At 62.6% G+C, this 16378-nt stretch carries 10 protein-coding genes, 1 tRNA gene and 1 pseudogene; 4 read left to right on the top strand and 8 right to left on the bottom strand.

The window, feature by feature from the left end; genetic code table 11:
* Nucleotides 1-106: 106 nt before the first annotated feature.
* The 7 genes from cmk to mtnA form a co-directional block, all read right to left on the bottom strand.
* The gene (gene cmk / locus BHD08_RS20115; RefSeq protein WP_125024588.1) at nucleotides 107-796 is read right to left on the bottom strand and encodes a (d)CMP kinase; all 690 of its coding nucleotides are present in this window, start codon (nucleotides 794-796) and stop codon (nucleotides 107-109) included.
* Complete coding sequence (locus BHD08_RS20110; protein ID WP_125024586.1) at nucleotides 793-3036, bottom strand: bifunctional prephenate dehydrogenase/3-phosphoshikimate 1-carboxyvinyltransferase; 2244 nt, start codon at nucleotides 3034-3036, stop codon at nucleotides 793-795. The genes cmk and BHD08_RS20110 overlap by 4 nt, the downstream gene beginning before the upstream one ends.
* On the bottom strand, nucleotides 3033-4142 hold the full coding sequence (gene hisC / locus BHD08_RS20105) for a histidinol-phosphate transaminase (RefSeq protein WP_125024584.1): 1110 nt from the start codon (nucleotides 4140-4142) through the stop codon (nucleotides 3033-3035). Before hisC ends, BHD08_RS20110 begins: the two co-directional genes overlap by 4 nt.
* An 83-nt stretch (nucleotides 4143-4225) precedes the next feature.
* The gene (gene pheA / locus BHD08_RS20100; protein ID WP_125024582.1) at nucleotides 4226-5323 is read right to left on the bottom strand and encodes a prephenate dehydratase; all 1098 of its coding nucleotides are present in this window, start codon (nucleotides 5321-5323) and stop codon (nucleotides 4226-4228) included.
* On the bottom strand, nucleotides 5323-6408 hold the full coding sequence (gene serC / locus BHD08_RS20095) for a 3-phosphoserine/phosphohydroxythreonine transaminase (RefSeq protein ID WP_125024580.1): 1086 nt from the start codon (nucleotides 6406-6408) through the stop codon (nucleotides 5323-5325). The genes pheA and serC overlap by 1 nt, the downstream gene beginning before the upstream one ends.
* A gap of 102 nt (nucleotides 6409-6510) precedes the next feature.
* Complete coding sequence (gene gyrA / locus BHD08_RS20090; RefSeq protein WP_015276813.1) at nucleotides 6511-9321, bottom strand: DNA gyrase subunit A; 2811 nt, start codon at nucleotides 9319-9321, stop codon at nucleotides 6511-6513.
* A gap of 134 nt (nucleotides 9322-9455) precedes the next feature.
* Entirely contained in the window at nucleotides 9456-10532 is a 1077-nt protein-coding gene (gene mtnA / locus BHD08_RS20085) for an S-methyl-5-thioribose-1-phosphate isomerase (RefSeq protein ID WP_125024607.1), read from the bottom strand.
* 337 nt (nucleotides 10533-10869) lie between these two features.
* Here mtnA and imuA point away from each other — a divergent pair, with 337 nt between their 5' ends.
* The 4 genes and pseudogenes from imuA to BHD08_RS23585 all read left to right on the top strand — a co-directional run.
* Nucleotides 10870-11487, top strand: coding sequence for a translesion DNA synthesis-associated protein ImuA (gene imuA / locus BHD08_RS20080; RefSeq protein WP_015276811.1), 618 nt, complete (start codon nucleotides 10870-10872; stop codon nucleotides 11485-11487).
* An 8-nt stretch (nucleotides 11488-11495) separates the two neighbouring features.
* Nucleotides 11496-12908 (top strand): DNA polymerase Y family protein, encoded by a 1413-nt coding sequence (locus BHD08_RS20075; RefSeq protein ID WP_125024578.1) that lies wholly within the window; start codon nucleotides 11496-11498, stop codon nucleotides 12906-12908.
* Nucleotides 12905-15985 (top strand): error-prone DNA polymerase, encoded by a 3081-nt coding sequence (locus BHD08_RS20070; protein ID WP_125024576.1) that lies wholly within the window; start codon nucleotides 12905-12907, stop codon nucleotides 15983-15985. Before BHD08_RS20075 ends, BHD08_RS20070 begins: the two co-directional genes overlap by 4 nt.
* Nucleotides 15970-16195, top strand: a pseudogene (locus BHD08_RS23585) (site-specific integrase); the annotation flags it as partial. The gene BHD08_RS20070 and the pseudogene BHD08_RS23585, both read left to right, overlap by 16 nt.
* Nucleotides 16196-16256: 61 nt before the next feature.
* On the opposite strand, the gene BHD08_RS20060 reads toward BHD08_RS23585, so the two are convergent.
* Nucleotides 16257-16333 (bottom strand) — tRNA-Pro (locus BHD08_RS20060).
* Between the last annotated feature and the right edge of the window lie 45 nt (nucleotides 16334-16378).

Here is a 16378-nt window from a genome sequence, read left to right as displayed (position 1 = left end):
TGGGACTGGATCTGGTCTCCCACATGCCTCCTTGTTAACGGCTCCGACACTCGCAGCCTGGGCTGAGTGTGCCTTGAGTCCGTTTGGCCGCCTTTCGGCGTTCCGATCATCCAGCCAAATCGCGGTCGGCGACTTCGCTCAGAATCTTTTGCAGCACTTCTTCGATGGAGAGTGTAGTGGAATCCAGTTGAATGGCATCGTCTGCCGGCTTCAGCGGTGCCACCGCACGTTGGGTGTCGCGCTCGTCGCGCTCCCGGATCTCCTCAAGAAGACTCGCGAGATTAACATCATCGCCCCGCGCCTTCAACTGCAAGTACCGCCGACGAGCACGCTCCTCGGCGCTGGCGGTGAGAAATATCTTCAATGGTGCATCGGGGAAAACCACGGTGCCCATGTCACGCCCATCGGCGACCAGTCCAGGCGCTTCGCAGAAGGCTTTCTGCCGCTGCAACAAAGCCGTGCGAACCACCGGCAACGCCGCAACCTGAGATGCACCGGCGCCAACGCTTTCATTGCGAATGGCTTCGGTAACCTCCTCTCCTTCGAGCGTAATGATCATGCCGTGACCGTCACGAGCGGCGCCGAACTGGACATCAAGGTGCTCGGCGAGCACTTTCAGCGCCTCTTCGTTGGTCAGATCAACACCATGGTTACGCGCCGCAAAGGCCAGCAGACGATACAAGGCACCGGAGTCGAGGAAATTCCAGCCCAGCTTGCCAGCGAGCAACGCTGCAACCGTCCCCTTACCCGAGCCACTCGGACCGTCGATGGTGATGACCGGAACAGGCCTGATCATGAATCGCCCTCCGAATGAACCTGCATGCCGGCGCGCTGCGCCAAGGCGAGGAAGTTGGGGAACGACGTCGCCACGTTGGCACAGTCGTGGATACGGATCGGACCGCTGGCGCGGAGCGCAGCCACGCTGAAGGACATGGCGATACGGTGATCGCCATGCGCCCAGACCTCACCGGAACCAATCGCGCCACCTTCGATGACAATTCCGTCCGGAGTCGGTTCAGCCTTGACGCCCAGTGTCTGCAGCCCGTCCGCCATGACCTGGATGCGGTCAGATTCCTTGACCCGCAACTCCTCGGCACCGCGCAAGGTGGTACGACCTTCCGCGCAAGCCGCAGCCACGAAGAGCACCGGGAACTCGTCGATCGCCAGCGGAACCAGATCTTCAGGAATATCGATACCCTTGAGCTGCGCACCACGCACACGGATGTCCGCCACTGGCTCGCCGCCCACCTCGCGTGGATTCTCCAGAGAGATGTCGCCACCCATCAGTTTAAGGATGTCGATCACACCGGTACGGGTCGGATTTACACCAACGTGCTCGAGCACAATTTCCGAGCCTTGAGCGATGCTCGCCGCAACCATGAAGAACGCCGCCGAAGAGATATCTGCCGGCACCTCGATATGGGTCGCCTGCAGCTTATGTCCGGGTTCGACGAGCGCAGTGCTGCCCTTGACGGTCACCGGATAGCCGAAGCCGCGCAGCATGCGCTCGGTATGATCGCGCGTCGGGGCCGGCTCGGTGACCGAAGTCTGGCCGGCGGCATACAGACCAGCCAGCAACAGGCAGGACTTGACCTGGGCGCTGGCCATCGGCATCTCGTAATGCATGCCAGACAGACGCTGACCACCACGAATGGTCAGCGGAGGCCGTCCGTCGGGAGCCGTCTCGATGACCGCACCCATCTCGCGCAACGGCTTGGCGACGCGATTCATCGGCCGCTTGGACAGAGACGCATCACCCGTCAGCGTCGTATCGAACGGTTGCGCAGCGAGCAGACCGGACAGCAACCGCATGGAGGTTCCGGAATTGCCCAGATAGATCGGCCCGGGCGGAGCCTTGAGACCGTGCAGACCGACACCATGGACGGTCACGCGCCCCTGATGCGGCCCCTCGATGACGACGCCCATGTCCCGGAACGCCTGAATGGTAGCCAGGGCGTCCTCGCCCTCGAGGAAACCTTCTACTTCAGTCGTGCCTTCGGCCAGGGAGCCAAGCATGATCGAACGGTGAGAAATGGATTTGTCGCCCGGAACGCGAAGATGGCCAGTCAGGCTGCCGCCGGGATTGGCGAGGAAAACGAGGTCATTGGAATGCATAACGTCCACATAGGCTCGGCGAGCCAGTATTTTACTGAAATGTTCCCGGGCCGCCTTGGCACGTGTAAACACGCCCAACAACCGGTGCCCGTCTCCTTCATCGACCGCGGCGCGCAGCGCGTCGAGGTCGGCACGAAAATCGTCCAGGGTGTGCAGCACGGCCTCGCGATTGGCGAGAAAGATGTCGTGCCACATCACCGGATCGCTACCAGCGATACGGGTGAAATCGCGAAAGCCACCTGCCGCGTAACGGAAGATTTCTAGATTCTCATGGCGCTTGGCAAGCGAATCAACCAGACCGAAGGCCAGCAGGTGAGGCAGATGACTGGTGGCAGCCAGCACTTCGTCGTGATGCGCGACGCCCATGTGCTCGACGTCAGCACCGAGTGCCGACCAAAGCTTAGTCACCAGCGCGAGCGCTTGTGGATCGGTGTTCTCCAACGGCGTGAGGATGACCTTGTGCCGCCGAAACAGCGTGCTGTTTGCCGCCGTCACGCCACTAAGTTCAGAGCCCGCAATGGGATGGCCAGGAACGAAACGGGACGGCATTTCGCCGAAAACATTGCGCGCACAGCGCACCACATTACCCTTGGCGCTACCGACGTCGGTGATCACGGCCCCGCCCAATTCAAGCTTCGCCAGTTCACCGAGCAGCCGCTCCAGCGCAAGAATAGGCGTCGCAAGCTGAATTACGTCGGCCCCATCGCAAGCCTCGGCGAGCGTGTCTGCGCAACGATCAACCACACCCAGTTCGACAGCCAGCTCCCGCGAGCGCGCATCCAGATCGAAGCCGACCACCTCGCGACAAAGGCCAGCCTCACGCAAGCCCTTGGCGAACGAGCCGCCAATCAGGCCAAGGCCGATCACCACCAGGCGATTCACAATCGGCGAAGGCTGTTGCGCGTGACGAGCGTGATTCACTGAGCGAGTACCTGGCGCAGCACATCGAGAAAGCGTGCATTTTCCTGCTCGGTGCCAATTGAGACACGCAGGAACGTTGGCATACCGTATCCGGCCACAGGACGCACAATCACCCCTTCGCGCAATAACGCCTGGTTGATCGGCGCAGCGTCACGGGCGAAATCCACCGCGATGAAATTGCCCCGAGAAGGAATCCACTCCAGCCCCAGCTGACGGAAACCCGTTTCCAGCTGAAGCATTCCGGCATCATTCGCCTTGCGGCTGGCAAGCAGATAATCGACGTCATCCAGCGCTGCGCAAGCCGCCGCCAGCGCCAGACTGTTCACGTTGAATGGCTGCCTGACGCGGTTCAGTACGTCGGCGATCACTGGCGAGCTGATGGCGTAGCCGACGCGCAGGGCCGCCAGGCCATAGGCCTTGGAGAAGGTGCGCGAAACCAGCAGATTGGGATAGTCGGCAAGGAACGCCAGCCCATCAGGCAGCTCCTGACCTTCGGCATATTCGATATAGGCCTCGTCCAGCACTACCAGAACATGCTCCGGTACGCGAGCCAGAAATCCGCCCAGCGCAGCAGCATCGAACCAGGTTCCGGTCGGATTGTTGGGGTTGGCGACAAAAACCACTCGGGTGTTTTCGTCGATGGCCGCCGCCATTGCGTCGAGATCGTGGCCCCAGTTCTTTGCCGGCACGGCACGCCCCTCGGCACCGACCGCTTGCGTGGCAATCGGATAGACAGCGAAGGCATGCTCGCTGAACACGGCATTCAGCCCGGGCGCCAGATAGGCGCGCGCAAGCAGCTCAAGAATGTCATTGGAGCCGTTGCCCAGGGTGACCTGATTGATGCCAACCGAATAGCGTTCGGCGAGCCGCTGCTTTAGCGCGAAACCGTTACCGTCCGGGTAGCGGGTCAGCTCCGAAAGCTCAGCCCTGATCGCATCAAGCACTTTCGGGCTTGGTCCCAGCGGGTTTTCGTTGCTGGCCAGCTTGACGATTCCAGCAGGGTCCAAATTCAGCTCGCGTGCCAGCTCGTCAACCGGCTTACCCGGTACATAGGGAGACAGCTTCTGCACACCCGGCTGAGCCAAAGCGAGGTAATCACAACTCATAAATAAGCCTCAGGCTGCAGGCCTCTGGCAGCTGGTACAAGCCGCCCGCCTGTCCCCCGCCGCCGCAGCCTGAAGCCGCAATATCAAAGGACTGCTTTGGGATAGGAGCCCAACACTTTCAACGCTACGGCTTCCTGACCGATCTTCTCCAGCACATCCTTGATCAGCGGATCCTGATGATGGCCGAGGAAGTCGATGAAGAACACGTAGGTCCATTTGCCGCTGCGCGATGGCCGTGTTTCGATGCGGGTCAAGTCGATGCCGTTGGCATGGAATGGCACCAGCAGCTCATGCAAGGCCCCTGGCTTATTGCGCATCGAGACGATGATCGAAGTCTTGTCATCGCCGGTCGGCGGCACTTCCTGGCTGCCAATGATCAGGAAGCGCGTGGAGTTGTCTGGGCGATCCTCGATCTTCTCGGCCAGCTTGGTCAGACCGTAGAGCTGGGCAGCCATGTCTCCGGCGATAGCCGCCGAATTCCACTCGCTCTTGACCCGCTTGGCCGCATCCGCATTGCTGGAAACCGCTACGCGCTCGACATTCGGGTAGTGGGCATCAAGCCACTTACGGCACTGCGCCAGCGATTGCGCATGGGAGTAGATGCGCGTGATCCGATCAGTCTTGGTCGTCTCACCCACCAGCAGATGATGATGGATACGCAACTCCACCTCGCCGCAGATCACGATGTCGTGTTCGAGAAAGCTATCCAGCGTGTGATTGACCGCGCCTTCAGTGGAGTTCTCCACCGGCACTACGCCGAAATTCACGGCCCCCGCCACAACTTCACGGAATACTTCGTCGATGGCCGCCATCGGCGTGCTGATCACCGCATGGCCGAAGTGCTTGAGCGCCGCGGCCTGAGAGAACGTACCTTCCGGACCGAGATAGGCGACCCGGAGCGGCTGCTCCAAGGCCAGGCAGGACGACATGATCTCGCGGAACAGACGCGCCATCTCCTCGTTGTCGAGCGGCCCGCGGTTGAGCTCCATGATGTGCTTGAGCACCCAGGCTTCACGCTCCGGACGATAGAACACCGCCGACTCGCCTTCGGCCAGCGCCGCGGTCTTGACCCGGGCAACCTCCTGGGCGCAGCGGGCGCGCTCGCTGATCAGGTCAAGAATGCGCTCGTCGAGACTGTCGATTCGAATCCGCAGGGCCTTCAGCTGATCGGCGTCGCTCATCAGCCGTGCTCCTTCTCGAACTCGGCCATGTAGGCCACCAGCGCTTCGACCGCGTCCAGACCGACAGCGTTGTAGATCGATGCGCGCATGCCGCCCACGGAGCGATGACCTTTGAGGTTCAACAGGCCGCGCGCGTCGGCACCGGCCAGGAACGACTTGTCCAAACGCTCGTCGGCCAGACGGAACGGCACGTTCATCCACGAACGCGCGTTGACGGCGATCGGATTGGTGTAGAAATCGCTGGCATCGATGGCGCCGTAGAGCATGTCCTTCTTCGCGCGGTTGCGCTGCTCCATCGCCTCGACGCCGCCCTGCTCCTTCAGCCACTCGAAAACCAGCCCCGAGAGGTACCAGGAAAAGGTTGCCGGTGTGTTGTACATAGAGCCGTTATCCGCGGCGATCTTGTAGTCGAGCATGGTCGGGCAGGCGGAACGCGCGCGACCAAGCAGGTCTTCACGAACGATGACGACCACTAGGCCCGACGGCCCGATGTTCTTCTGCGCACCGGCGTAGATCAGGCCGAACTTCGACACGTCGATGGTCCGCGACAGAATGTCCGAGGACATGTCGACGACCAGCGGTGTATCACCAACCTCAGGGACCCAGTCGAACTGCAGGCCGCCAATGGTTTCGTTGCTCGCGTAGTGCAGGTACGCAGCGCGCTCGCTGAGCTGCCAGTCGTTCTGCCCCGGGATCGCGAAGTAATCGAGGGGTTTGGCGCTGGCCCCGACGTTGACGTTGCCGAAACGACGGGCTTCTTCGATCGCCTTGCGTGACCAGATACCCGTATCGATATAGTCCGCAACTCCATCTTCCGGCAGCAGATTCAGCGGAATCTCGGCAAACTGCTGGCTGGCGCCCCCCTGGAGGAACAGCACCTTGTAGTTCGACGGAATCGCCAGCAGGTCGCGCAGATCCTGCTCGGCCTTTTCGGCGATGGCGGTGTATTCGTCGCTACGGTGACTCATCTCCATGACCGACAGGCCCTTGCCATGCCAGTCGAGAAGCTCCGCCTGGGCGCGCTGAAGGACGGCTTCGGGAAGCGCAGCCGGACCGGCACAGAAGTTAAAGGCGCGTTTGCTCACTGCTGTTCTCTCGCTCTTGCTCGATGTTGATTCCCGCGGCGCGGCGACCGGTACCTCTACCGACCACCGCGCTACCACCTGTTTGCGGATTGCTTTCGCCGATCAGTCTTCGTCGTCTGTCGGCACCACATCCGGAGATACGTCGCCAGCCCCGCCGAGCAGTTCATCCTCGCTCGGCTCGGTGCTGAGCACAGGCATTTCCTTCTCGAGGGCATCGTCATCGAGCAACGCTTCGATGTCTTCCAGCACGTCTTCCTCGGATGGCTCCTGCACGCGCTCCAGGCCTACCAGATGCTCGCCCTTGCTCAGCTTGATCAGGGTGACACCCTGAGTATTGCGGCCCAGCGATGACACCTCGTCGACGCGGGTCCGCACGAGCGTGCCCTGATCGGAAATCAGCATGATCTCCTCACCCTCGAGCACCTGCACGGCGCCTACCAACGGGCCGTTGCGCTCGTTGGTGACCATGGCGATGACGCCCTGGCCGCCACGGCCGCGACGCGGGAACTCTTCCATCGCGGTGCGCTTGCCGTAGCCACGCACGGACGCGGTGAGAATCTGCGCGCCCGTCTCCGGGATCAGCATGGAAATGATGCGCTGCCCTTCGGGCAGACGCATACCGCGCACACCGCGGGCATTACGCCCCATGATGCGCACCTTGCTTTCCTTGAAGCGGATGACCTTGCCGCCATCGGAGAACATCATCACTTCCTGGGCGCCATCGGTCACGGCTGCGGCGATCAGGGTATCGCCCTCTTCCAGCTTGAGCGCGATCAGGCCGGACGTACGCGGCCGGCTGAACTGCACCAGCGGTGTCTTCTTGACCGTGCCATTGGCAGTAGCCATGAAAATGTAGGAGCCGGTCGGCTCGTCTTTCTCGTCGCTGTCGGCGTCATCGCTTTCGACCTCGTCCGCATCATCGTGCTCGATGACCAGGCCTTCGGCGTCGTCCAGGTCGTCCTCACCTTCGGCGGCCTGTTTGCGCAGCGCTTCCAGATCGACCTGAAGCATCGCGGTGATGCGCTCGCCCTCGTCGAGCGGCAGCAGGTTGACCAGCGGGCGACCACGCGAAGTACGCGATGCCTCGGGAATCTCGTAGGTCTTCAGCCAGTACACCTTGCCCTTGCTGGAGAACAGCAGCAGCGTGGTATGGCTGTTGGCAACCAGTAGATGCTCGACGTAATCCTCTTCCTTCACCCCAGTCGCAGCCTTGCCGCGACCGCCGCGACGCTGCGCCTGGTAGGCGGCCAGCGGTTGCGACTTGGCATAACCACCATGCGAGATGGTGACGACGCGCTCTTCTTCGGTGATCAGGTCCGCCAACGTCAGGTCCAGACGCGACTCGAGAATCTCGGTGCGCCGTGCATCGCCGAAATCGCGCTTCACGCCTTCCAGTTCTTCGCGGATGACTTCCATCAGGCGAACCGGATTGGTCAGGATGCGGATCAGCTCGCCGATCTGGGTGAGAATTTCCTGGTACTCGCTGAGCAGCTTCTCGTGCTCGAGGCCGGTCAGGCGGTGCAGACGAAGATCGAGAATCGCCTGGGCCTGCTCTGGCGAAAGGAAGTACTTGCCATCACGCAACCCGAACTGCGGATCGAGACCTTCCGGACGACAGGCATCAGCACCTGCGCGCTCTACCATCGCCTCGACGGCGCTCGATTCCCACGCAGTGGAAATCAGCGCATCCTTGGCCTCGGCTGGAGTTGGCGAAGCCTTGATCACCGCGATGACCGGATCGATGTTGGACAGCGCGACCGCCTGCCCCTCAAGAATGTGCCCACGCTCGCGCGCCTTGCGCAGCTCATAGACGGTACGGCGGGTGACGACTTCGCGCCGGTGGCGAACGAAGGCTTCCAGCAGCTCTTTGAGGTTCAGCGTGCGCGGCTGGCCATCGATGAGCGCGACCACGTTGATACCGAAGACGCTCTGCAGCTGAGTCTGCGCATAGAGGTTGTTGAGGATCACCTCGGGCACTTCGCCGCGGCGCAGCTCGATGACCACGCGCATGCCGTCCTTGTCGGACTCGTCACGCAGCTCGGTGATGCCTTCGATCTTCTTCTCTTTCACCAGCTCGGCGATCTTCTCGATCAGCCGTGCCTTGTTCAACTGGTAAGGCAGCTCGGTGATGACGATCTGCTGACGGCCACCGACCTTGTCGATATCTTCGATATCGGCACGCGCACGGATATAGATGCGCCCGCGGCCGGTGCGATAGGCCTCGATGATGCCAGCACGACCATTGATGATGCCGGCTGTAGGGAAATCGGGACCCGGGATGAACTGCATGAGTTCGTCGATGGTGATATCGGCGTTGTCGATCAGCGCCAGGCAACCATCGATGACTTCGCCCAGGTTATGCGGCGGGATGTTGGTTGCCATGCCTACCGCAATACCGCTGGAGCCGTTTACCAGCAGGTTGGGAACCTTGGTCGGCATGACCGCCGGGATCTGCTCGGTGCCGTCGTAGTTGGGCACCCAGTCGACAGTTTCTTTCTCCAGGTCGGCCAGCAGCTCATGGGCCAGCTTGGCCATGCGCACTTCGGTGTAACGCATCGCTGCAGCGCTGTCGCCGTCGACCGAACCGAAGTTGCCCTGGCCGTCGACCAGCATGTAGCGCAGCGAAAAAGGCTGCGCCATACGCACGATGGTGTCGTATACCGCCGAGTCACCGTGCGGGTGGTATTTACCGATCACGTCACCGACCACACGGGCGGATTTCTTGTAAGGCTTGTTCCAGTCATTGCCAAGCTCGCTCATGGCGAACAGCACGCGGCGGTGTACCGGTTTCAGGCCATCGCGCGCGTCCGGCAGCGCACGGCCAATGATCACGCTCATGGCGTAATCAAGGTAGGACTGCTTGAGCTCGTCTTCGATATTGACCGGGAGGATTTCTTTGGCCAGTTCGCCCATGGAAGCCTGGTTCCTTATAGTCAGCAGGGTCCTGTAATAAGCGCGGGATGGTAACACAGACGACTGCTATAAACTGAGCCTTGCACGGAGCAAAACCGGCTTGCACACCACGCCCAAGCGCGATCGACCGTTGCTCAGTGCAGCCGTTTGCGGCTCATCAGCTCAGCCAGCTTCGCGGCGTTCGGGCGCTCGACCACACCTTTCTCGGTGACGATGGCGTCGATGAGGTCGGCCGGCGTCACGTCGAACACCGGATTGAATGCCTCGACATCAGCCGCGAAGCGCTGACCATTGACCTCAAGCAGCTCGCTGCCGGCGCGTTCCTCGATCTGGATCTCTTCACCGCTCTCCAACGCCATGTCGATGGTCGAACTTGCCGCCACCACCATGAAACGCACGCCGTGGTGCATCGCCAGGACCGCAAGCTGGTAGGTGCCAATCTTGTTCGCCACATCGCCATTGGCGGTGATGCGATCCGCACCGACGATTACCCAGGAAATGCCTCTGGATTTCATCAGATGAGCAGCTGCCGAGTCAGCATTCACCATAGCCGGAACACCATCACCGAGCAGCTCCCAGGCCGTCAGCCGGGAGCCCTGCAACCAAGGCCGGGTCTCATCGACGTATACCCGCTCCACCAGCCCCTCGAGATGCGCCGCACGGATGACTCCGAGCGCCGTACCGAAACCGCCGGTCGCCAGTGCCCCGGTGTTGCAATGGGTGAGCAGGTTCTGCGGACTGCCCTGATGCCTGCGAATGAGGTCGACGCCAAATTGCGCCATCGCCAGATTTGCCTCGCGATCGCTGTCATGGATCGAAATGGCCTGGGCTTCCAGCGCTGCATACGGGTCTTCACCCGGCTTGAGGCGCTCCAGCCGTTCGCGCATCTGGTTCAGAGCCCAGAACAGATTGACTGCGGTGGGACGGGAATCGGCCAGCACCTTGAAGTCTTCCTCCAGCGCCTGCCGCCAATCACCGCCGTCGGCGATACGGGCACGCACGGCAAGGACTAGGCCATAGGCTGCGCTGATTCCGATTGCCGGCGCGCCGCGCACGACCATATCCCGGATCGCCGCAGCGATCGACGCGGCGGAATCATAACTGCACCAAACTTCTTCGACGGGAAGCTTGCGCTGATCGAGCAGATTCAGGCGCCCGTCCAGCCATTCGATCGACTTAACCTTTTCCGTAGCCAACAAACGCTCGCGCATGGCATTTCCCTCGTTCAGCTTCGTCGATACAGGACCATCATGCGCCCCGCACAGCAAAGAAAAAGCCCGGATCGCGGGCGAACCGGGCTTTCTATTTCGATATGGCCGGGAACAGCAAATAGAGGCACTGCGGCCTTTATCCCGGGCGCGAATGCTAATGCACTGATTTTCCAAGTACAAGCAGCGCCTATTGACCCTTGACGCTGGTTTTTTTCACCAGACAGCGCCGCTCGACCTATCACCAGACACCGGATACTACACGCCTATCCGAGGCAACTTGACCAGACCTGGCCACCCTAATACTGTATCTATATACAGTTATTCGGATATTTCTCTCATGTCTTCCGTGGTCGCCCTTGACCGCCTGCTGGATGCTCGCCGCATCTGGCGTGGCCAGCCCGTTGCATCTCCTACGGCGGCCCAACCGACCGGACATGCCATGCTGGATGCGCTCTTGCCCGCTGGCGGCTGGCCGGATTCGGCACTCAGCGAAATCCTTTTCGCAGCCCCGGGGATCGGCGAACTGCGCCTGCTGTGGCCGACGCTCGCCAGGCTGACCAGCGCAGGCGAACGTGTCGTGCTGGTCGCCCCGCCCCATCGTCCCTGCCCCCAGGCCTGGCTTGCGGCTGGAGTGGATCTGCGCCATCTGGTCATCGTCCAGGCCAAGGACCGCGATGCCTTGTGGAGCGCCGAACAGTGCCTGCGCTCCGGCAGTTGCGCCGCCGTGCTGTGCTGGCCGCGACAGGCCGACGACCGCGCCCTGCGGCGACTGCAGATAGCCGCCGAAACCGGCCAGACCCTGGCCTTTGCCTATCGCCCGCTGCGCGAAGCGGAAAATCCGTCGCCCGCAGCATTGCGCCTGACCCTCGAAGCACAGCCGGTGCAGCTGCGGGTCATCAAGTGCCGCGGCGGCCTGGCTCCGGCCCGGCCGCTACCAGCCAGCGCTTGGCAATAGGTGTGACGATGCTCTGGGCCTGCATTCTGCTGCCGCAACTGGCCATGGACGGCGTTTTGCGCCACCGCGACGATGCCGACGCGCCGCTGGCCCTGCTCGCCGGCCCGCCACAGCGCCGCGTTCTGCAGGCCGTCAACGCAGCCGCCCGCAAGCTCGGCCTCAAGCCAGGGCAATCGCTGATCGCAGCCCAGGCATTGACCCACGACTTCGCCACCGCCGATTACAACCCGCTGATGATCGAACGCTGGCAGCGGTTTCTGGCGGCCTGGGGTTATGGCTACAGCGCTCAGGTCAGCCTGCACTACCCGCGCTGCCTGCTGCTGGAGGTGCATTCCAGCCTCGGCCTGTTCGGCCCCTGGCCACGATTCGAGACGCGTCTGCGCGAGGAACTCACGGCCCTGGGCTTCCGCCACCGCATCACCCTGGCGCCCAACCCGGCGGCCGCGCGCATCCTCGCCAATGCCCATGACGGGCTGGTTGTGACCGATACAGCCACGCTGCATCAGGCGCTAGGGGGATTGCCGGTCGAGCGCCTCGGCCTGCCCCGTGAAGTAAGCACATCGCTGGTACGCATGGGCGTACGCCATCTACATCAACTGCTCGCCCTGCCGCGCGACAGCCTGGCCAGACGCTTTCCGGCCGAAGTGCTGGCCCAGCTCGACACCTTGTTCGGGCATCGGCCGCTACCTCTGGAGTTCTACCGCCCGCCGGATGTCTTCGACACCCGCATCGAACTGAATTTCGAGGTCGAGTCCCATCAGGCTCTGCTGTTTCCATTGCGCAGACTGACCGCCGACCTGGCCGCCTTTCTCGCCGGACGGGACAGCGGAGTCCAGCGTTTCAGCCTGTACCTGGAACATCGCACCCTGCCCGACAGCGAGGTGCCGGTCGGCCTGCTCAGTACCGAACGCGAGCCCGTCATGCTGTTCGAACTGACCCGCGGCCGCCTCGAGCACCTGCAACTGCCGGCCCCCGTCTTGGCCGTGCGTCTGCTGGCTCGTGATCTGCCAGCCTTCACGCCGGCCCATCAGGCCCTGTTCGACGAGCGCCCGCAACAGAATGTGTCCTGGGAGCAACTGCGCGAACGCCTCCGCGCTCGACTGGGCGACGACGCCGTGGTCTCGCTGAGCGCACGAGCGGACCACCGCCCGGAGTGCGCCTGGCGGGAAAGCAGCCTCGCCCACACCGAACCCTTGCCTCAAATAGGTTTGCGCCCCAGCTGGCTCCTGAGTACCCCGCAGCCCTTGCGCGAAGAGGGTCTGCTCACCCTGGCTGGCCCCGAGCGCATCGAGTCCGGCTGGTGGGATGGTGGCGACGCGCGACGCGACTACTACCGGGTACAAACCGCTACCGGCCAACAGGGCTGGGCGTTTCGCGCCCTCACCGGAGGGCCCCTGCTGCTGCATGGCTGGTTCGCATGAACACCGAATATGCCGAGCTGCACTGCCTGTCCAACTTCAGCTTCCAGCGGGGTGCATCCAGCGCGCGCGAACTCTTCGAACGCGCCAAACGCCAGGGCTATGACGCTCTGGCAATCACCGACGAATGCAGCCTGGCCGGTATCGTGCGCGCCTGGCAGGCCTCGAAGGACACCGGCCTGCCGCTGATCATTGGCAGCGAGCTGCAGATCGAGGGCGGGCCCAAACTGGTCTTGCTGGTGGAAAACCTGACCGGCTACCAGGCCCTGTGCCAGCTGATCACCCGCGCCCGCCGAAGGGCCGAAAAAGGTCGGTACCAGGCGCTGCGCGAAGACCTGCGCGACTGGCCGCTGGAGGGGCTGCTGGCGATCTGGCTGCCCGACCACGACGGCGCCGATGCCGAAGGCCGCTGGCTGCTCGATCGTTTTCGCGAGCGGCTGTGGCTTGGCATCGAACTGCATCGGGGGCCGGACGACGCGCTGCAGCTGCGGCAATCCCTGACCCAGGCTTCACGCCTGGGCATATCCGCCGTGGCCTGTGGCGACGTACACATGCATGCCCGCGGTCGTCGGGCATTACAAGACTGCATGACCGCCATCCGCCACCATCTGCCGGTGGCAGAGGCCGGACGCCATCTCTTTCCCAATGGCGAACGCCACCTGCGGTCGCGCGAGGAGCTGGCCCAGCTCTATCCAGCCGAACTGCTCGCCGAAACCCTTCACATCAGCCAGCGCTGCCATTTCCAGCTCGACCAGCTGAAATATCACTACCCCCACGAACTGGTCCCGCCTGGACATGACACCACCTCATGGTTGCGCAAGCTGGTCGAGGATGGCGCACGCTGGCGCTGGCCGGACGGCATTCCGGAAAAGGCCCGCGCGCAGCTCGAACATGAACTGGAGCTGATCGCCGATCTGCATTACGAAAGCTATTTCCTGACCGTGCACGACATCGTCCGCTTCGCCCGCGAGCGGGGCATTCTCTGCCAGGGTCGGGGCTCGGCGGCCAACTCGAGCGTCTGCTTCGTGCTGGGTATCACCGAGCTCGACCCGGTGCGCAGCAAACTGTTGTTCGAGCGTTTCCTCTCCCGCGAACGCAACGAGCCACCCGATATCGACGTGGATTTCGAGCACGACCGGCGCGAGGAAGTCATCCAGTACGTCTTTCAGCGCTACGGGCGCAATCGTGCCGCCCTCACCGCCGTCGCCAGCAGCTACCGCGCCACTGGCGCCCTGCGGGATGTCGCCAAGGCCCTAGGCCTGCCACCGGACCAGATCAACGCCCTTGCAGGCTGCTGTGGACGCTGGAGTGAGCACATACCCGACGACTCGCGGCTGCGCGAAGCCGGCTTCGACCGGGATAATCCGGTTCTGCGCCGAGTTCTGGTACTGACCGATGCGCTTATCGGCTTCCCCCGCCACCTGTCCCAGCACCCTGGCGGCTTCGTGATCTCCGAACAGCCGCTCGACACCCTGGTGCCGATCGAGAATGCCAGCATGGCCGAGCGCACGGTGATTCAGTGGGACAAGGATGACCTCGATGCCGTCGGTCTGCTTAAGGTCGACGTGCTAGCACTGGGCATGCTCAGCGCGATACGCCGCTGTTTCGACCTGATCGAACATTATCGCGGCACGCGCTGGACCATCGCCACGCTGCCCACGGAGGACAAGCCCACCTACGAGATGATCAGCCGGGCCGACACCATCGGCGTCTTCCAGATCGAATCACGGGCACAGATGGCCATGTTGCCGCGCCTGCGCCCGAAGACCTTTTACGACTTGGTCATCCAGGTCGCCATCGTACGCCCCGGGCCGATCCAGGGCGACATGGTGCATCCATACCTGCGTCGACGTAACGATGAAGAAAAGGTGGATTACCCATCCGAAGAACTGAAACCGGTGTTCGCGCGCACCCTTGGCGTGCCACTGTTTCAGGAGCAGGTGATGGAGCTGGCGATCGTGGCGGCCGAATACACCCCAGACGAGGCCGACAAGCTGCGCCGCGCCATGGCCGCCTGGAAGCGTCACGGCAGCTTGGAGCCCCACCGCGTGCGCCTGACCGAGCGCATGCTCGCCAAAGGCTACCAGCCTGAATTCATCGCACGGATCTTCGAGCAGATCAAAGGGTTCGGCAGCTACGGTTTTCCCGAATCGCACGCTGCGAGTTTTGCCCTGCTCACCTATGCCAGCTGCTGGCTGAAACGCCACGAGCCGGCTGCATTTGCCTGCGCCCTGATCAACAGCTGGCCGATGGGCTTCTACAACCCTGACCAGATTCTCCAGGACGCCCGTCGCCACGGGCTGGAAATCCGCCCGGTGGACGTTCGCCACAGCGGCTGGGATTGCAGTCTTGAGCCATGCAGCCAGGAGCAACCGGCAATCCGCCTGGGGCTACGCATGGTGCGCAGCTTTCGGGAAGCCGATGCCCGGCGCATCGAAGCCGCACGCCAACGCCAGCTATTCACGAATATCCATGACCTGTGCCTTCGCGCCGAACTCGAACCGCGTGCGCGCGAGCAGCTCGCCGATGCCGGCGCCCTCGGCGGCCTGGCCGGCCATCGACATCGAGCGCGCTGGACCGTCGCCGGAATCGAACCACAGCTACCGCTGTTCGCCAGCCTGCCCGCAACGGAGGAAACGCCCATCAATCTGCCGCTGCCTTCGGTGAGCGAAGACCTGTTCAACGACTACGCGACCCTTGGCACGACGCTGGGACCACACCCCCTGGCCTTGCTACGAGATGAGCTCAAGGCCCGGCGCTGCCGCAGCTCACGGGAACTGGCCATGATCGAGCATGGCCGCCCGGTCAGCGTTGCCGGCCTGGTGATCGGCCGACAACGCCCACAGACCGCCAGCGGTGTCATCTTCGTTACCCTGGAAGACGAGTTCGGCATGGTCAACGTGGTGGTCTGGCGCGATCTGGCCGAGCGCCAAAGGCGACCGCTGATCCAGTCGCAACTGCTTCGTGTGGATGGCCATCTTGAGTCGGCCAGCGGCGTACGACATCTCATTGCCGGCCGCCTGAGCGACCTCACGCCTCTGCTTACCGGGCTCGATGTGCGTAGCCGCGATTTTCAGTGATCAGACTGCACTCGTTAGTCTGTCGCAGGCTTCGCGCCGCAGGCGTGGCGGAGGAAAGCCGAAAGGCCCTGCTTGACCCCATGAACGGCAGCATCACAAGCCGCTACTCGGCGGCTGATTTAGGCAAAATAGTCGATGAGGCCAACAAGATATCGGCGACGGATTCGAGGGGGCCGGGCGCTGACGAAACTGAGGAGGAAGGCAGGATGAAAAATGTCCCACAACGAAAAAGGCCGATGCTTTCGCAACCGGCCTTTTTCGTTGATCTATTTGGTCGGGACGGAGTGATTCGAACACTCGACCCCTTGCACCCCATGCAAGTGCGCTACCAGGCTGCGCTACGCCCCGACTGTCGCCATCAGCACTGCTGAAAGCGGATCGCACTATACATTA

It is taken from the genome of Pseudomonas sp. SCT (genome assembly GCF_003864275.1).
Taxonomy (GTDB): Bacteria; Pseudomonadota; Gammaproteobacteria; order Pseudomonadales; family Pseudomonadaceae; genus Stutzerimonas; species Stutzerimonas stutzeri_AE.
The sequence above is the reverse complement of the archived record's forward strand: the minus strand, read 5'-3'. Positions and strand labels throughout refer to the sequence as shown.

What these genes read in the sequence shown, in the direction of transcription:
- cmk (WP_125024588.1), bottom strand. Translation starts at nt 796, where the DNA reads ATGATCAGGCCTGTTCCGGTCATCACCATCGACGGTCCGAGTGGCTCG.
- hisC (WP_125024584.1), bottom strand. Translation starts at nt 4,142, where the DNA reads ATGAGTTGTGATTACCTCGCTTTGGCTCAGCCGGGTGTGCAGAAGCTG.
- pheA (WP_125024582.1), bottom strand. Translation starts at nt 5,323, where the DNA reads ATGAGCGACGCCGATCAGCTGAAGGCCCTGCGGATTCGAATCGACAGT.
- gyrA (WP_015276813.1), bottom strand. Translation starts at nt 9,321, where the DNA reads ATGGGCGAACTGGCCAAAGAAATCCTCCCGGTCAATATCGAAGACGAG.
- mtnA (WP_125024607.1), bottom strand. Translation starts at nt 10,532, where the DNA reads ATGCGCGAGCGTTTGTTGGCTACGGAAAAGGTTAAGTCGATCGAATGG.
- imuA (WP_015276811.1), top strand. Translation starts at nt 10,870, where the DNA reads ATGTCTTCCGTGGTCGCCCTTGACCGCCTGCTGGATGCTCGCCGCATC.
- BHD08_RS20075 (WP_125024578.1), top strand. Translation starts at nt 11,496, where the DNA reads ATGCTCTGGGCCTGCATTCTGCTGCCGCAACTGGCCATGGACGGCGTT.
- BHD08_RS20070 (WP_125024576.1), top strand. Translation starts at nt 12,905, where the DNA reads ATGAACACCGAATATGCCGAGCTGCACTGCCTGTCCAACTTCAGCTTC.